This is a genomic window from Arthrobacter sp. 05L421 (assembly GCF_056397785.1).
The window spans coordinates 136,491-151,402 of the sequence record NZ_JBFTOC010000007.1 but is presented as its reverse complement, the minus strand read 5'-3'; the positions used below and the strand labels follow the sequence as shown (position 1 = coordinate 151,402).

Below are 14,912 nucleotides of genomic sequence, written 5' to 3'. Positions count from 1 at the left end.
AAATTCCCCGGTTTCCTGGCAACAGGAGGCCGGGGTTTTTTGTGCCCGCCGCGGGCGGCCGGATTGTACGGCTGGCTAGTTAGCAGTTCGGCTACGCTTGGCGGATGGACTCCCACGGCGCCTCCGGATATTGGTATGGCCCGGATGGCAGCCTGGACACCCCTGCGGCCCTCCTGCAGGCCCTCCGCGACTACCGGACCGCGGAGGTGGCGACCAGACGGTCCACCCGCGATTCGATGGGGATGGGTGAGACGGACCTGCTGGCCCTGCGCTACCTGCTGCGGGCCGCTGTGACCGGCCAGCAGGCGGGGCCGAAGGATCTCAGCAGGGTCCTGGGCATCACCACTGCCTCCACCACGTCCCTGATCGACCGGCTGGTGGCCAGCGGGCACGTCCGACGCGAGCCGCACCCGACCGACCGGCGCTCGCTCGTGATCGTCCCGACGGTGGCGACGGATTCCGAGGTCCGCGCCACGCTCGGCCACATGCACCAGCGGATGATGGAGGTGGCCGAGTCCATGAGCACTGAGGACGCCCGGGCGGTCATTACGTTTCTGCGCCGGATGAGCGCGGCCCTTGGCGACGAGCAGCGCAACTAGCTCGTTCAACTACTTATATGTATGCTTACTACTTGGTTTTTGATCTCAACGAGAGTAGGGGCCGTGGCTGAATCCGCAACCCAGACCGGGCACTTGGGGACGGTTCTGTCGGTTCCCTCTCCCTGGGCCCCGCTGCACTGCGGTGCCCCCATGGAGTGGCGCTCGCCGGAGCCGGACGCCATGTCCTCGTACTCGTTCGGGCCCGCCGACCCATCCTTGACCCTGCCAGCCGTCTGGCGCTGCGACTGCGGCTTCCAGCTGGACGGCGCTTTCCAGCGGGACGGTCTTGAACGGGGCCACGCGGGCGTCAGCCCCTCAGTCTCGCGCTGAGAGCCGGGGCCGGGCCGGCACGAGCGCGGTGGGCGAGGCCACGTGCAGCCGGTCCGCGGGGACTCCCGGCAGCCCTGATTCGGCGTCCAGGACAAACGTGACGACGTCGCCGGAGCGTTCGTGGGCGACGTGCAACGACCCGTCGCGGACCAGGTGGTGCCGGGGCCAGTTGCCGCCGCTGGGGACATCGGCCACCGGGTGCAGCGCCGCGCCTCCGGCCTCGACCTCCAGCACGCTGACCCGGTTCGAGCCGCGGACGCCCACGTAGGCGTGCCTGCCGCCGGCTGCCAACGCGATCTCGGCTGCCGAGTCTCCAGCCAGCGCCCCACCGGCGGTGGCCGGCCCGACGAAACCGAGCCGGAAGTCCCCGGCGCCCGGCGACAGCACGGCCACGGCCACCTCAATTGAATACTCGGTCACCACAAAGACGTTGCCGCCCGGGTGCTGGACCAGGTGCCTGGGGCCGCTGCCCCGCGGCAGGACCACCTCATGATCCAGAACCGGCCCCGAAGCCCGCCCCGGTCCGGAGCGGACATTCCAAATCCGCAGGAGATCGTGGCCGAAATCGGTGGTCATCACCCGGCCGTCGGCCAGCATGAGCGCGGCATGCGCGCGGCTGGGCCGCTCTTGTTGTTCGGCGGCGCCGCCGTCGGGAACGTCACCGTAGGGGTCGCGGGATTCGGCGGCGGCGGTCCGGTCCATGATGCCGCCGTCGGCGTCGAGCTCATAGAACAGCACCTGGCCGTCGCCCCAGCAGCAGACCACGAGGAAGCGGCCGGAAGGCTCGACGGCGACATGGCAGGCCGCGTCCCCAGCCGGCCATGCGGGGCCCGCGGGCTCCAGGCCAAACGTGCCGGCCCGGCGGTAGGCCCGGACAGTCCCGGCGTACTCTGCCACGGCGTAGACCACGGGCAGTGTGGGGTGGACCGCCAGAAAGGACGGTGAGTCGGCCGCGGCCGCTACTCCGAGCCAGTGCAGGGTGCCGTCGGCCGCCGCGGCAACCGCGCCGATCCCCGCGCCGCTGCCACCAGAGTCTGCCGTATAGGAGCCGGTCCAGATGAGGTCGTTTGCAGGGATGGAGTCCATGCTGACATCCTGCCAGCCGGCCCTGCTGCGGCGCGGCACCTCAGCAAACAACCGTCGAAAAAACAGTCGCGAACCGCCGGAACGTGCCCGTGGGTGGGGACCCCACGCCTTCGGTAGCATGGGGGAGTCCGCGCAGCTGCAGCAAAAGGAGGTGGGTCCCGTTCCCGCAAGTCCAGAAGGGGTGCCCTCACAGCAGTGCCGGCTGCGGCCAGCTCACGGTGAGGGCGTCTGACACCAGACCGAAAGGCGCTCCCATGGGAGTAATCCGCCATCTTTCCACGCACGAGACCCTCACGGCCAGGCTCCGTGCCGCCGGCTGCGTGTTTGCCGAAGACGAAGCCCGCCTCATGATCGACGCAGCCCCGGCGCCGGACGCACTCGAGGCGATGGCCGCCCGGAGGGTTGCCGGCCTTCCCCTTGAACACATTCTCGGCTGGGCGGAATTCTGCGGACTCCGCATCGCCGTCGCCAGCGGGGTATTTGTGCCGCGGCGGCGGACGGAATTCCTCGTCCGGCAGGCCGCTGCGCTGCTGGACGCGTGGCGCATGGTGCCGGGTGCTGGCCGCCCGGCACCCGTCGTCGTCGATCTCTGCTGCGGGTCCGGGGCTGTCGGCGCGGCGCTGGCCGCGCTCGCCGGCCCCGCCCAACTCCACTGCGCTGCCGAACTCCACTGCGCTGCCGAACTGCAGCGCGCTATCGAACTGCACTGCGCCATCGAACTGCACTGCGCGGATATCGATCCCACGGCCGTGGCGTGCGCGCGCACCAACGTCCTGCCACTGGGCGGGGAGGTCCACGAAGGCGATCTCTATGCTCCGCTACCGCCGGGGCTCCGGGGCCGCGTCCGTTTGTTGGCCGTCAACGCCCCCTACGTGCCCTCCTCGGACATCGAAACCATGCCGCAGGAGGCGCGTGTGCATGAGCCGCGGGCCTGCCTCGACGGCGGCGTTGACGGACTGGAAGTGCAGCGCCGGGTCGCCGCCGGCGCTCGGGAGTGGCTGATGCCCGGCGGCCACGTGCTGATAGAGACCAGCCGCGGGCAGGCCGCCCAGACGGCCGGAATTTTTCGCAGGCACGGGCTGGCGGCCCGCGTGCTGCGCTCGGAGGAGCTGGGGGCTACGGTGGTGGCCGGCGCGCTGGCGCCTGCCGGCGGACAGTAGCTGCCGTGGGCGGCTCCGGCGGTCACTGCGGATACCGCCTAGGGCAGTTTGTCCCCGTCCACGTTGGTAGCGGGACCGGCTGGGGTGGCGCCGCCCTCGTCGGACCAGTCCTGGCCGTCCTGGTCGGTGAGGGCAGGGTCGGAGTCGACATCGCCGGCCGCGGACAGGGGTGTTCCAGGCGTGGCTGTTCCGTGTGTGGCTGTTGCGGGCGTGGCGGTGGTGCTCCCGTGTCCGGCATCGCGGTGAACGGCGGAGCTGATGACAGTACCCGCGCGGCGGGCGGCCTCGCCGAGCTGCTCGGAGACCTCAGGGGCCTTGTCCTTGATTGTTTCGGCTGCCGCGGCCACCTTGTCCTGGACCGGCTTGCTGCGCCACAGTTCTTCGCTGCGGGCTTTGAGCTTGTCATAGGCGGCGCGGCCGGACCTTGATCCCAGGACATATCCTGCTGCCACTCCGATGCCGAAAAGAAGTTTGCCTTTCATGCTGTGCTCCTGCTCCCTGACGTTGGTGAAAAGTAGACGTTTCTGAACAGTCCCTAAACTGTGGATGGCGGGGCTGTCTCTTGGGGCCCGCAGGCCACCCTTGCCTGTCAAAGTAATGCAAAAAACCGGCCCCGGGAATATCCCGGGACCGGTTTCCGGCCAGTCGCCGTGTTAGCGAACTGAGCGCTTGCTGATCATGCCGTAAACGAGCAGGACGATGATCGCACCGCCGATGGCCAGCAGCCAAGTGGACAGCGAGAAGAACTCGTTGATTCCCACGCCGAACAGTGCGCTGCCGATGAATCCACCGAGGAGGGCGCCGACGACGCCGAGGATCAGAGTGATGATGATGCCACCGCCCTGACGTCCCGGGAGGATGGCCTTAGCGATTGCTCCGGCGATGAGGCCCAGAATCAGAAATGCGAGAAAACCCATTTTTTCGTTCCTTCTTCTTTCATTGAGGAGGCACCCGGATCGCCGGGTGCGCTTCATCCTTCTGCCTCAATACTAATCATGCTTAGTATCAAAGAGCCACCCGGCTACCTGTGGGTTTGTCAGACGGGGTGCCAAAACAGCAACAATGTGGCCGGGCGATTCACGGGAGTTCACGCCGCGTACAGGCGTTGTTTCGTTGTCATTCGTTCAGCTGTTCACCGTTCGAAAATTCACCGGTTCGAATGGTCACGGCTCAAATATTCACGGTTCAAATGTTCGTGTTTTCATTGTGCGTTTGGCGGCCCCGACGCCGGCCGGGGCCTACCACGCGTAGTCTTCCGGTGCCGTGCGATGGCCCGGGAAGATCTCGTCCAGGCGCTTGAGCGCGTCGGCGTCGAGCTTCAACTTGTGCGCCCTGATGGAGCCCTCGAGCTGCTCGGGGGTCCGCGGGCCGATGATCGGAGCGGTGACTGCCGGCTGGTGGAGCAGCCACGCGAGCGCCACGTCCCCCGGTTCCTGACCCAGCTCGGCGGCGAAGTCCTCGTACCGCCTGATCTGTTTCTGGTGCGATTTGAGCGCCTCGAGGGCGCGACCGGCGACGCGCCGGACGCCGTCGCCGTCCTTCTTCAACACGCCGCCCAGCAGGCCGCCGTGCAGCGGCGACCATGGCAGGATCCCCAGGCCGTACTGCTGGGCGGCAGGGATGACTTCCCGTTCCGCGTCCCGGGTCAGCAGGTTGTAGATCGACTGTTCGCTGACCAGCCCGTTGTAGTTGCGGCGGGCGGCGATTTCCTGGGCCCGGGCGATGTGCCACCCGGCGAAGTTACTGCTGCCGGAGTACAGGATCTTGCCTTGCCTGACGGCGACCTCGATGGCCTGCCAGATCTCCTCCCAGGGAGTGTTCCGGTCCACATGATGGAACTGGTAGAGATCGATGTAGTCCGTCTGCAGCCGCTTCAGGCTGGCATCGAGCGCCCGGCGGATATGCAAGGCCGAGAGCTTGGCCTCGTTGGGCCGGTCCGTCATGGTGCCGAACAGTTTGGTGGCGAGCACCGTGCGCTCACGGCGCTCGCCTCCTTGGGCAAACCAGCGGCCGAGTATTTCCTCGGTCCAGCCGCGGTGGCTCGAGCCGCCGTACACGTTGGCGGTATCGACGAAATTGATGCCGGCGGCCTGCGCCGCGTCCAGGATGGTGAAGGCCTGCCTCTCCTCGGTCTGCGGGCCAAAGTTCATGGTCCCCAGGCACAGACGCGAGACTGTCAGACCGGAGCGGCCAAGGTGCGTGTAGCGCATAACGCGTTCCTCTCCGTCCTGACCTCCTCCGCCCTGACGCATTGCGGGTTTCCTCCGAAGGCGGGCGCCGTTGCTCCAACTGCGTGCCGCCGTCGCTCCGGAGGCTGGCGTCAGCGCTCCAGGCGGAACCCGAGCTTGATGGTGACCTGCCAGTCGGCTACCTGCCCGTTTTCAAGGTGGCCGCGGATCTCCTTGACTTCGAACCAATCTAGGTTCCGGAGGGTCTTGGCGGCCTCGGCGACGCCGTTCCGGACGGCTGCATCGACGCCCTCGTTCGAGGTTCCGACAATTTCAGAAATGCTGTAAGTGTGATTAGACAACTTCGCTCCTCGTGATCGCCATCGATGCCCGGCTGCGGGCCGTTCCTGCAGACTAGCCGACTGAACCCGGCCGGACTAGGGGTTTGGGTCCGGAGCCGGGGACCCCGGGAGGGGGTCCGGGCAGCGGGCGTTTGGCCTGCCGGGGCAGAGGGTCTGCCCGCGGCCTGATCCGGCTCACCATCCAGGGCAGCATGTAGTGCGCCACCCAGGCCAGGTCACCGGCGCGGGCCTCCCGCCAGTTGCCCGGCGGCATGGGCTTGGGCTCCAGCGGCCGCAGGCGGTGTGGCACGTTGAGCGTGTCCAGGACCATGGCTGCAATGGTGTGGTGTCCCAGCGGCGAAAAGTGCAGGCGGTCCGGATCCCACATCCGCGGATCGCTCAGTTGCCGCAGTGCCCACAGGTCAGCGATAAGGACATCGTGCCGGGCGGCGATGACACGGAGGTGCTCGTTGAATACCGCGACCTTCCCCCGGATGTGCCCGAACACGGCGGTCTCGCCCCAGTCCGGCCCGGTGAACAGGACCACCGTGGCCCCGGTGGCCGAGAGTACTGCCACAGCCTCGTCGAGGGCGGCCGCCATCCGGTCCGGATCGCCGCGATGGAAAACGAGATCGTTCCCGCCGGCCGAGAGGGTGACGAGATCCGGCTTCAGGCTCAGGGCCGGTCCGAGTTGCTGGTCGAGGATTTCGCGCAGAACCAGGCCGCTGATGGCGAGGTTGGCGTACCCGAACTCGCCGCGGCCCTCACCGAGTTCCTCGGCAATGCGGTCCGCCCACCCCCGCATGCCGCCGGGGCTCAGCGGTTCCGGGTCGCCGACGCCTGCCGTGAACGAATCTCCCAAGGCGACGTACCGGCTCCAGGGCCGGGAACGCCGGGCGCCGGGATGCCCTCGTGCGGAGCCCCGATCCCCTGAATGCCACGGCCCCGCGGCGGGGATATTGGCGCCGGTATGGCCGGCGTCCGGCTCGAGGAACCTGGCGGCGTTCACATCACCACCAATACGCCGATATTCCATGCCGCGCTAGGTACTTATGCCCCTAGCGAGGCACCGTGGACGCTTTCGCCGCCGCCCCCACGGGGTCTGCGACAAGGGGGCCAAAATACTCAGGGGGGTATAATGATGACCCGACGCATCGAACCGGAGGAACCAATGGAACTCGATCCCACCGACATGAAGCCTGTCATCAATAGGCTTCGCCGCGCCCAGGGGCAGCTCGCGGCAGTCACCAGGATGATCGAGGAGGGCCGTGACTGCAAGAGCGTCGTGACCCAGCTGGCTGCCGTCTCGAGCGCTCTGGACAAGGCGGGATTCTCCATCATCGCCACGGGCCTGCAGCACTGCATGCAGCAGGAAGACCCCAGCGTGGACCGGGCCGAACTCGAGAAGCTCTTCCTCTCGCTCGCCTGAGCCGCGCATCCGGCCAAGCGCGCCCGGCCAAGCGCGCCCGGCACGGCCCGCGCGCCCAGGCGCACCAAGCCTTGCGGTTTCGCGTCAGGCGGGCCCTTCGGCCAGGACAAAGGTCTTCAGGTCGTCGAGGGTCTGCTGCATGTGGGCGTCCATGGCGTCGCGGGCGCGGTGCGGGTCGCGTGAGGCCAGGGCATCCGCGATGCTCTGGTGGTGCCCGATGGCGTGCTCCTGGATCTCCGGGACCTTGGACGTTTCCGTCCGCCGCTTTTCCAGCACGCGGTGCAGGGGCTCGAACAATACGGCGACGAACACGTTATCCGACGCCTGCAGGATGAGGTCGTGAAAGGCGAGGTCCGCCTCGACGAACGCCGCCAGATCGTTGTTCTCGTGCGCCAGCCGCATCTTATCGACCTGCGCGCGGAGGGCCAGGATGTCGGAATCCGCCATCCGCCCGGCGGCCAGTTCGCAGGCGCCCGTTTCCAGCATCCGGCGCAGCTCAATGAGCTGGATGGCGGCCGACGCGTCGTTTTTGCCCTCCGAGGCTGCCCGCAGCACGGCATCCAGGGAGCCCCAGCGGTTGAGCGGGTTCACGAACGTGCCGCGGCCTCGCTCCACGCTGAGAATCCGCTGGGCTTCAAGGGTTTTCATGGCCTCGCGCACGGTCATTCGGCTGACTTCGTGCCGGGAGCTGAGCTCAAGTTCGCCGGGGACGCTCGCGCCGGGCGGAAACTCGCCGGCAATGATCCGGTCCAGCAGTTCGTCGGCCACTACGCCGACCAGCGATTTCCTAGCCAATTCTCCCCGTCCAGCGTCATGCTATGCCTGATGGCGTGCTCCTGATGGCCAAGTCTACTTGCGCGCCGTTGTGCCATATGCCACACTAGCACCCAGATATAAGATGTCTGACATCTTACATATACCACCCTTCTGTGGCTCCCGTGGAGCCTCAGGTTTCCACCGAATGATCCCCACACAATGGAGTGCATAGTGCCCCTCGAAGCAGACGTGCTGGCCGCTTTCCCCGCGGAAGTACAGATCCCCGCCCGGCTAGTGGCAGACAGCGTGGCCGCCTCGTCCGAGGCATCCCCGCGGGTCCTGGTAGTGCTCGACGACGACCCAACCGGCACGCAGTCAGTGGCGAACCTGCCGGTCCTCACCCGCTGGGACGTGGCGGACTTCGCCTGGGCATTCGGCTACGAAGTCAACGGCCAGCGCCAGCGCGCGGTCTACGTCCTGACCAACACCCGCAGCCTTGACCCTGCCGAGGCGGCTGTCCGCAACGAGGAAGTCGTCCGGAACGCCCTCGCTGCCGCAGCATCCGCTGACCCCGCCCTGCGGCTCAGCTTCGTCAGCCGCAGCGATTCCACCCTCCGCGGCCACTACCCGCTCGAACCGGATGTCATCGCCGCCACCGTCACCGCCGTCAACGGTCAGACGACCGACGGCGTCGTGATCGTCCCCGCATTCCCGGACGCCGGCCGCGTAACGATCGGCGGTGTGCACTACATGCGCGGCACCGGCGACGACGCCGGCAAGCTCACCCCCGTGGCTGAGACCGAATTCGCCAAGGACGCCAGCTTCGGCTTCGCCAACTCCGAGATGGCCAAGTACGTCGAGGAGAAATCGAACGGCCGGTTCGCCGCAGGCTCGGTGATCGTGCTGGACCTGAACATCATCCGGGCCTCCACCGATCCGAACATTTCCGCCAAGGCCATTGCCGACGCCGTCGACACCGCCACGGACTCCAACCCGATCGTCGCGGACATCGTCACAGAAAACGATCTGCGTGCCCTGTCCCTGGGCCTGGAAGAAGCGGAACGCCGCGGCAAGAAGCTCCTCTACCGTGTGGGCCCGCCGTTCGTCCGGGCACGGATCGGCCAGGAAATCCGGACCGAACTCAGCGGCGAGGAAGCCTACGCCGGCAACACCCCCTCGGGAGCCGGCGGCCTGATCGTGGTCGGCTCGCACGTGGGCGTCACAACCCGTCAGCTCAAGGTCCTCACCGAGCAGCACAGCGCCGCCCGCATCGTGGAAATCGACGTCGAGAAACTGCTCGGCGACAACGCGGACAGCCACCTGGACCAGACCGTTGACAAGGTGGTCGATGCCCTGCACGGCGGCGACGTGATCGTCCACACCAGCCGGCTCCTGATCAAGACCGACGACGCCGCCGCAAGCCTGCGGATCGCGCGCACCGTCTCGGCCGCCGTCGTCGCCGTCGTGAACCGCACGCTCAAGACTTTCCCTCCCCGCTTTGTGATCGCCAAGGGCGGCATTACGTCCTCGGACGTGGCCGCGCACGGCCTGGAAATCCGGCACGCGATTGTCCGCGGGCCCATGCTGCCGGGCATTGTCAGCCTGTGGGAGCCGGTGGACGGCCCGGCCAAGGGCATTCCGTACATCGTCTTCGCCGGCAACGTGGGAGATGACCAGTCCCTCGCCGATGTCACGCGCAAGCTCAGCAGCACCTTCTGACCAGCACCGCATTCTTACCAGCACCGCACGCCACAACACGTCATTCGATGGAGAACACCATGACCAGCAACTACACCATCACCGTCCTGGGCCTCGGCGCCATGGGCTTGCCCATGGCCACGCGCCTGGCAAGCCAGCTCACCGTCCACGGCTTCGACATCGCCGAGCCGCGCCTGAAGCTGGCTGAAGAGGCCGGCATCCGCACGTTCGCCTCCGCCCAGGAAGCCTCGAAGGGCGCCGACGCGCTGCTGCTGGCGGTGCGCAACGGGGAGCAGCTCAACGATGTCCTCTTCGGCGAGAACGGCGTGGCCTCCGTGCTCAGGCCGGGCTCCGTCGTGATCCTGGGCAGCACCGTGGGCACCGAGGCGATCCCGGCCACCGTGGACCGCCTGGCCGCCTACGGCGTCGAGCTGGTTGATGCCCCGCTTTCCGGCGGCCCCAAGCGTGCCGGCGAAGGCGACCTGCTGATCGTGGTGGGCGCATCGCCCGAAGCCCAGGAAAAGGCCCGCCCGGCCCTGGAACTTCTGGCCTCCACCCTGACAGTGGTCGGCGACAAGCCCGGCGACGGCCAGGCCCTCAAGACCGTCAACCAGCTGCTCTGCGGCATCCACATCGCCGCCGCCGCCGAGGCAATGGCCCTGGCCGACGCCCTCGGCCTGGACCAGACCAAGACCCTCGCCGCCCTCGAAGCCGGCGCGGCGGGCTCCTTCATGCTTTCCAACCGCGGCCCGCGGATCCTGGAGGCCTACACGGAAAACGGCGCCGAGGTCCTCAGCCGCCTGGACATCTTCGTCAAGGACATGGGGATCGTCGGCAAGGCCACCCGCGCCGCCGGCCTCGCCGCCCCGGTGGCCGCCGCCGCGGAGCAGCTCTACCTCCTGGGCCAGGCCCAGGGCCTCGCCGCCGCGGATGACTCCGCCGTCATCAAGGTCATCGCGCCCACCAAGCGCACCGCCTAACCATCCACCACACCCCCGAACGACGGCGGTCCCCCCTTCCGCCGTCGCCGGGTCCCTCCCGCCCCTGATCCGCCACTTTCACCTCGCGGTTGAATCGTCGGACGACTTTCCTGTCAAAGGAGACACCCCTTTCATGACTCCCCTGCTCAATTCCCTGATGGTGCGCGCGGCCGACGCGCCCGTCATCAAGCCCGCCGTGGAGCTGGGAACTCCGCTGCTGCTGACCATCGCCGCCGCCGGCGTAGCCCTGCTCCTGCTCATGATCATCCGCTTCAAGATCCAGGCCTTCGTGGCGCTGCTGACCGTGAGCATCCTGGTGGCCGTGGCCGCGCAGATCCCGCTCAAGGACGTCTTCACCGTGGTGGCCAACGGGGTGGGGGGCACCATGGGCAAGGTGGCACTCCTGATCGCCCTCGGCGCCATACTGGGCCGGATGATCGAGGTCTCCGGCGGTGTGCAGTCCCTCGCGGCGCACTTCACCGCCAAGCTCGGCGCCCTGCGGGTGGCCGTGGCCCTCACCGCGGTGGGATTCCTCGTGGCCATCCCGGTGTTCTTCGAGGTGGGCATCATCGTGCTCGTGCCGATCGTCTACGCGTTCGCGAAGATCGCCAAGGTGCACCCGGTCAAGTTCGGCCTGCCCATGGCCGGGATCATGCTGTCCATTCACGTGGCTGTCCCGCCGCACCCGGGCATCGTGGCCGGTGCCGGGGTGTTCGGCGCCGACATCGGACTGATCACCCTCATCTCGCTGCTCATCTGCATCCCGCTCGGCTTCCTGTCCTACTGGGTTGCCAGCATCATGAACAGCAGGGACTACGAGCTGCTGCCCGCAGTCAAGGCCCAGGTGGACGAGTACGGTTCAGGGTCCCTGGTGCGCGTCGGCCACGACGGCCCAGGTGCCCTCGCCGTTGCCCCGCCGCGTCCGGCCCTGATCATCTTCCTCATCGCTGCCCCGATCGTGCAGATCCTGGTCGGCACGCTGGGCACCCTCACCATTCCCAAAGACAACGGCTGGTATGGCCTGGCCGCCTTCATCGGCAACCCGTTCTTCGCCCTGCTGGTGGCCGTGGCACTGTCCTTCTTCCTGTTGGCCGTGCGCCGCAACTGGTCACTGAAGGAAACCGGCGAGATTTTCGAAGGTGCCCTGCCTCCCATCGCGTCCATCCTCATGGTCGTCGCGGCCGGCGGTGTGTTCGGCGAGGTCCTGCGGACCTCCGGTATCGGTGCAGCCCTGTCCCAGACGCTGGACCAACTGGGCCTGCCGGTCATTGTTCTTGGCTTCATCATTTCCCTTGCCCTCCGCGCCGCCCAGGGCTCTGCCACTGTCGCGATCGTCACCACCACCGTTGCCGGCGGCGGCTACTCGCCGGCCCAGATCGCTGTGATCGTGATCGCCATCGGCTTCGGTGCCCTCGGCCTGTCCCACGTGACCGACGCCGGATTCTGGACCGTCGTGCGCTACTACGGCCTGACCGTCTCCGACGGCCTCCGGACCTGGACGGTGCTGACGACCATTCTCGGGCTGGCCGGCTTCGCCCTGACGTTCGTCGCCTGGATCCTGGTAGGAGGCTTGAGCGCCTGATGCGTACCCAACTCGACACCCTGGTCACCGGCGCCCTGCAGCACGGCTCGGCCGTCCCGGCGTTCACCTGCTACGACTTCACCACCGCGCTCGCCATGGTGGCGGCGGCCGAGGAATCCGGCCGGGGCGCCATCCTGCTGGTCGCGCCGAAGACCGCGGCCACCCCCAACGGGCTTCGGCTGGTTACCGCCCTCCGCGGACTGGCCGACGCAGCCGGCGTTCCGATTGCGGTGCAGCTCGATCACGCCGCCGACCCGCAGGTGATCACCGATGCCGTCAGCGCCGGAGCCGACTCGGTGCTGGTCGACGGGTCCTCGCTGCCCTACGAGGACAACATCGCACTGGTCCAGGGCGTCCGGGCAGCCTTGGCGGCGCAGGGGCGAGCCGACGTCGTGATTGAAGCCGAACTCGGCGGACTCGCCGGCGACGAGGACCGGGCCTTCGGGACCGACGTGGCCGAGGAACCCGCCGGCCTCACCGACTCCGCTCAGGTGGAGGACTTCGTGTCCCGCACCGGGGCACAGCTGCTCGCCGTGGCCGTGGGCAATGTCCATGGCAAGTACAAGGGGGAGCCCCGGCTGCGCTGGGACGTGCTGCAGGACATCGCCGTGCGGACCCGGATTCCGCTGGTCCTGCACGGGGCCTCGGGCCTTCCGGCCGAGGAACTGGTCAAGGCCGCGGCCATGAACGTGGGCAAGGTCAACTTCAACACCGAGCTGCGCACCGGCGTCCTGGCGGTCCTTGAGGAACAGACCACCGTCCACCGGGCCGACGGCGAGAACCTCCAGGCACTGCTGGGCGACTGGGATGCATCTGCCAAGGCGTTCGCCACTACCGCACTGGCCACGCTCTCCCGCTGAGGTAGCAGGCGGAACAGGAGGCCGGGATCGAACCATGATCCTGGCCTCCCTCGTTTTTGCCCTTTTGACGCCGTTGCCCCGCCGCCGTGACCGGCATGCTGGAGGCTGCTCACCCTCCTGACCATCGGCGCGGATCTGGGCCAAACTGCTCTGGCCGCCAGGGCCCCCAAGGCCGACAATGGACGCTACAGCCAGCCTTCCCAGGGGGCGCCATGGTTCCACAGCAGCGGTCAGCCGGCGGCCCGGCCCCGATGCCGGACCGCGACCCGGTGATCGACCTTGTCCGGTTCTTCTGCTTGGCGTTGGTGGTGGTCTCGCACACGATGATGGTCAGCCCCGTGCTGCACCCGGACGGCACGGTGACCACCGAGAACATCCTGGGCAACCAGCACTGGTTTGAGCCTGTGGTGTGGGTCCTCCAGATCATGCCGCTGTTCTTCGTGGCCGGCGGGATCACCGGCCTGCAGTCCTGGCGGCGGCTCCGCGCCAGGGGCGGCAACGCCTTCGATTTCATGCAGGGCCGGCTGCTGCGCCTGATCCGTCCGGCCGCAGTCCTGCTGGCCATCATGTTCATCGCCCTGTCGGCGGCCCGCCTGGCCGGGGTTGACCCGCAGGTCATCGAGCTGCTCACCAGCGGAGCCGGGATGCCGCTGTGGTTCCTGGCCGCGTACCTCGCCGCGCAACTCAACCTTCCCTGGCTGGCCGCCCTCCACACCCGCGCGCCGTGGCTGACCCTCGCCGGGCTCACCTCCCTGGTGGTAACGGTCGATTGCCTGCGGGGAGTGCTGCCGCCGCTGGCCTACCTGAACATGGTGTTCCTGTGGTGCGCCGTGCAGCAGCTCGGATTCATCCTGGCGGACGGCCCGCGGCTGCTGCCGGGCCGGCCGGCGCACGTTGGCATCATGGTCGCCAGCAACATGCTGCTGGGGCTGATAGTCCTGCTGGGGCTGTACTCCGGGAACATGCTGGTGAACCTCAACCCGCCCAACGTGACGCTGCTGCTCCTGGGCATCTCGCAGGCCGCCGCCCTCCAGCTCTTCCGGCCCCGGCTGTCCCGGATGGCGTCCCTGGCCGGGGTACGGCGGACCATGGCCGTGGCCGGCCGGCGGTCCATGACCGTTTATCTGTGGCACCTGCCCCTGCTGGCGGCGATGTCCGGGCTGCTGCTGCTGACCAATTTTCCCCAGCCGGCCGGGGGAAGCGCGGCCTGGTGGTGGGGGCGGCCCCTGGTGCTGTTGGGCGTCGTTGCGCTGTTGCTGCCGGTGCTGGCGCTGTTCGGCTGGCTGGAGGAGCGGCCGACGGCGTCCGGCCCGTCCCAGAGCCGGCCGGCGGCCGCCGTGCTGCTGGCCGCCGTCGCCGTTTTTGTCCCGGCAGTCGACGCGGCGCTCAACGGGCTCACGCTCGGGCTCCTCGGCGGGGGTGCCGCCTGCTTCGCGCTCGCCGTCGTGCTCCTGGGCCGGATTCCCGTTCGGCTCACAACGCCGCCTGACCGGCAGGGCGGATCTGAACCGCCATTGCCACACCCGCCATTAAGTGCCAATGTCGAACCATGACGGAGAACTCGGCAACCACGGAAGACACCTTCACCCCGGACGTCTCCACAGTCAGAAACGACGAGCTGCACCGCTACGAACTCCGTGTCGGCGGCAAGCTGGCCGTCCAGGTGCGCTTCATCGACAGGCCCGGCCATATCGACTTCATCCACACGGATACCGCAGAGCAGTTCCAGGGCCAGGGGCTCGCCAAGGTGCTGGCGCACTTCGCCCTTGATGACGTGGTGGCATCCGGCAAGAGGATCATCCCGAATTGCCCGTTCATGTACCGCTACCTGCGCAAACATGAGTCATACCACCAGTACGTGGACTGGCCGGAACGGGTGCCTGAGGGGGCTTGAGCGCCTGTCCCGGCAGGCTGGACTGGCGC

The 14,912-nt window shown here is 67.9% G+C and carries 17 protein-coding genes; 10 read left to right on the top strand and 7 right to left on the bottom strand.

What is annotated here, in order from left to right; genetic code table 11:
* The first annotated feature begins 104 nt into the window (after positions 1-104).
* Both AC1DKQ_RS10805 and AC1DKQ_RS10800 read left to right on the top strand, forming a co-directional pair.
* Entirely contained in the window at positions 105-599 is a 495-nt protein-coding gene (locus AC1DKQ_RS10805; protein ID WP_476918984.1) for a MarR family winged helix-turn-helix transcriptional regulator, read from the top strand.
* A gap of 63 nt (positions 600-662) precedes the next feature.
* Positions 663-929, top strand: a complete 267-nt coding sequence (locus tag AC1DKQ_RS10800) for a hypothetical protein (protein WP_476918983.1) — start codon at positions 663-665, stop codon at positions 927-929.
* On the opposite strand, the gene AC1DKQ_RS10795 is transcribed toward AC1DKQ_RS10800, so the two are convergent.
* Complete coding sequence (locus tag AC1DKQ_RS10795; protein WP_476918982.1) at positions 915-2,015, bottom strand: lactonase family protein; 1,101 nt, start codon at positions 2,013-2,015, stop codon at positions 915-917. The two genes, AC1DKQ_RS10800 and AC1DKQ_RS10795, sit on opposite strands and share 15 nt — an antisense overlap.
* Before the next feature lie 254 nt (positions 2,016-2,269).
* Here AC1DKQ_RS10795 and AC1DKQ_RS10790 point away from each other — a divergent pair, with 254 nt between their 5' ends.
* A complete protein-coding gene (locus tag AC1DKQ_RS10790) occupies positions 2,270-3,175 on the top strand; it encodes a class I SAM-dependent methyltransferase (RefSeq protein ID WP_476918981.1) in 906 nt (301 codons plus the stop codon).
* Positions 3,176-3,213: 38 nt separating this feature from the next.
* Here AC1DKQ_RS10790 and AC1DKQ_RS10785 read toward each other — a convergent pair whose 3' ends face one another.
* The 5 genes from AC1DKQ_RS10785 to AC1DKQ_RS10765 form a co-directional block, all read right to left on the bottom strand.
* Positions 3,214-3,657, bottom strand: coding sequence for a YtxH domain-containing protein (locus AC1DKQ_RS10785; protein ID WP_476918980.1), 444 nt, complete (start codon positions 3,655-3,657; stop codon positions 3,214-3,216).
* 171 nt (positions 3,658-3,828) lie between these two features.
* Positions 3,829-4,092, bottom strand: a complete 264-nt coding sequence (locus tag AC1DKQ_RS10780) for a GlsB/YeaQ/YmgE family stress response membrane protein (RefSeq protein ID WP_476884193.1) — start codon at positions 4,090-4,092, stop codon at positions 3,829-3,831.
* Between the two features lie 321 nt (positions 4,093-4,413).
* The gene (locus AC1DKQ_RS10775) at positions 4,414-5,385 is read right to left on the bottom strand and encodes an aldo/keto reductase (RefSeq protein WP_476918979.1); all 972 of its coding nucleotides are present in this window, start codon (positions 5,383-5,385) and stop codon (positions 4,414-4,416) included.
* 110 nt (positions 5,386-5,495) lie between these two features.
* Entirely contained in the window at positions 5,496-5,705 is a 210-nt protein-coding gene (locus tag AC1DKQ_RS10770; protein WP_090954457.1) for a dodecin, read from the bottom strand.
* 52 nt (positions 5,706-5,757) lie between these two features.
* Positions 5,758-6,693, bottom strand: coding sequence for an SGNH/GDSL hydrolase family protein (locus tag AC1DKQ_RS10765; RefSeq protein ID WP_476918978.1), 936 nt, complete (start codon positions 6,691-6,693; stop codon positions 5,758-5,760).
* A gap of 162 nt (positions 6,694-6,855) precedes the next feature.
* Between AC1DKQ_RS10765 and AC1DKQ_RS10760 the strand changes: the two genes are divergently transcribed.
* The gene (locus tag AC1DKQ_RS10760) at positions 6,856-7,113 is read left to right on the top strand and encodes a metal-sensitive transcriptional regulator (RefSeq protein ID WP_277525530.1); all 258 of its coding nucleotides are present in this window, start codon (positions 6,856-6,858) and stop codon (positions 7,111-7,113) included.
* An 84-nt stretch (positions 7,114-7,197) separates the two neighbouring features.
* On the opposite strand, the gene AC1DKQ_RS10755 is transcribed toward AC1DKQ_RS10760, so the two are convergent.
* Positions 7,198-7,908: a FadR/GntR family transcriptional regulator gene (locus tag AC1DKQ_RS10755; protein WP_476884190.1), complete on the bottom strand. Its 711-nt coding sequence runs from the start codon at positions 7,906-7,908 to the stop codon at positions 7,198-7,200.
* Between the two features lie 192 nt (positions 7,909-8,100).
* On the opposite strand from AC1DKQ_RS10755, the gene AC1DKQ_RS10750 reads away from it, so the two are divergent.
* From AC1DKQ_RS10750 to AC1DKQ_RS10725, 6 genes are all read left to right on the top strand, one after another.
* Positions 8,101-9,588, top strand: a complete 1,488-nt coding sequence (locus AC1DKQ_RS10750; protein WP_476918977.1) for a four-carbon acid sugar kinase family protein — start codon at positions 8,101-8,103, stop codon at positions 9,586-9,588.
* A 59-nt stretch (positions 9,589-9,647) separates the two neighbouring features.
* Positions 9,648-10,547, top strand: coding sequence for an NAD(P)-dependent oxidoreductase (locus tag AC1DKQ_RS10745; RefSeq protein ID WP_476918976.1), 900 nt, complete (start codon positions 9,648-9,650; stop codon positions 10,545-10,547).
* 133 nt (positions 10,548-10,680) lie between these two features.
* The gene (locus AC1DKQ_RS10740) at positions 10,681-12,129 is read left to right on the top strand and encodes a GntP family transporter (RefSeq protein ID WP_476918975.1); all 1,449 of its coding nucleotides are present in this window, start codon (positions 10,681-10,683) and stop codon (positions 12,127-12,129) included.
* Positions 12,129-12,989, top strand: coding sequence for a class II fructose-bisphosphate aldolase (locus tag AC1DKQ_RS10735; protein ID WP_476918974.1), 861 nt, complete (start codon positions 12,129-12,131; stop codon positions 12,987-12,989). Before AC1DKQ_RS10740 ends, AC1DKQ_RS10735 begins: the two co-directional genes overlap by 1 nt.
* A gap of 212 nt (positions 12,990-13,201) precedes the next feature.
* Complete coding sequence (locus tag AC1DKQ_RS10730; RefSeq protein ID WP_476918973.1) at positions 13,202-14,542, top strand: acyltransferase family protein; 1,341 nt, start codon at positions 13,202-13,204, stop codon at positions 14,540-14,542.
* The gene (locus AC1DKQ_RS10725) at positions 14,539-14,883 is read left to right on the top strand and encodes a GNAT family N-acetyltransferase (protein ID WP_377984537.1); all 345 of its coding nucleotides are present in this window, start codon (positions 14,539-14,541) and stop codon (positions 14,881-14,883) included. The genes AC1DKQ_RS10730 and AC1DKQ_RS10725 overlap by 4 nt, the downstream gene beginning before the upstream one ends.
* Positions 14,884-14,912: the final 29 nt, after the last annotated feature.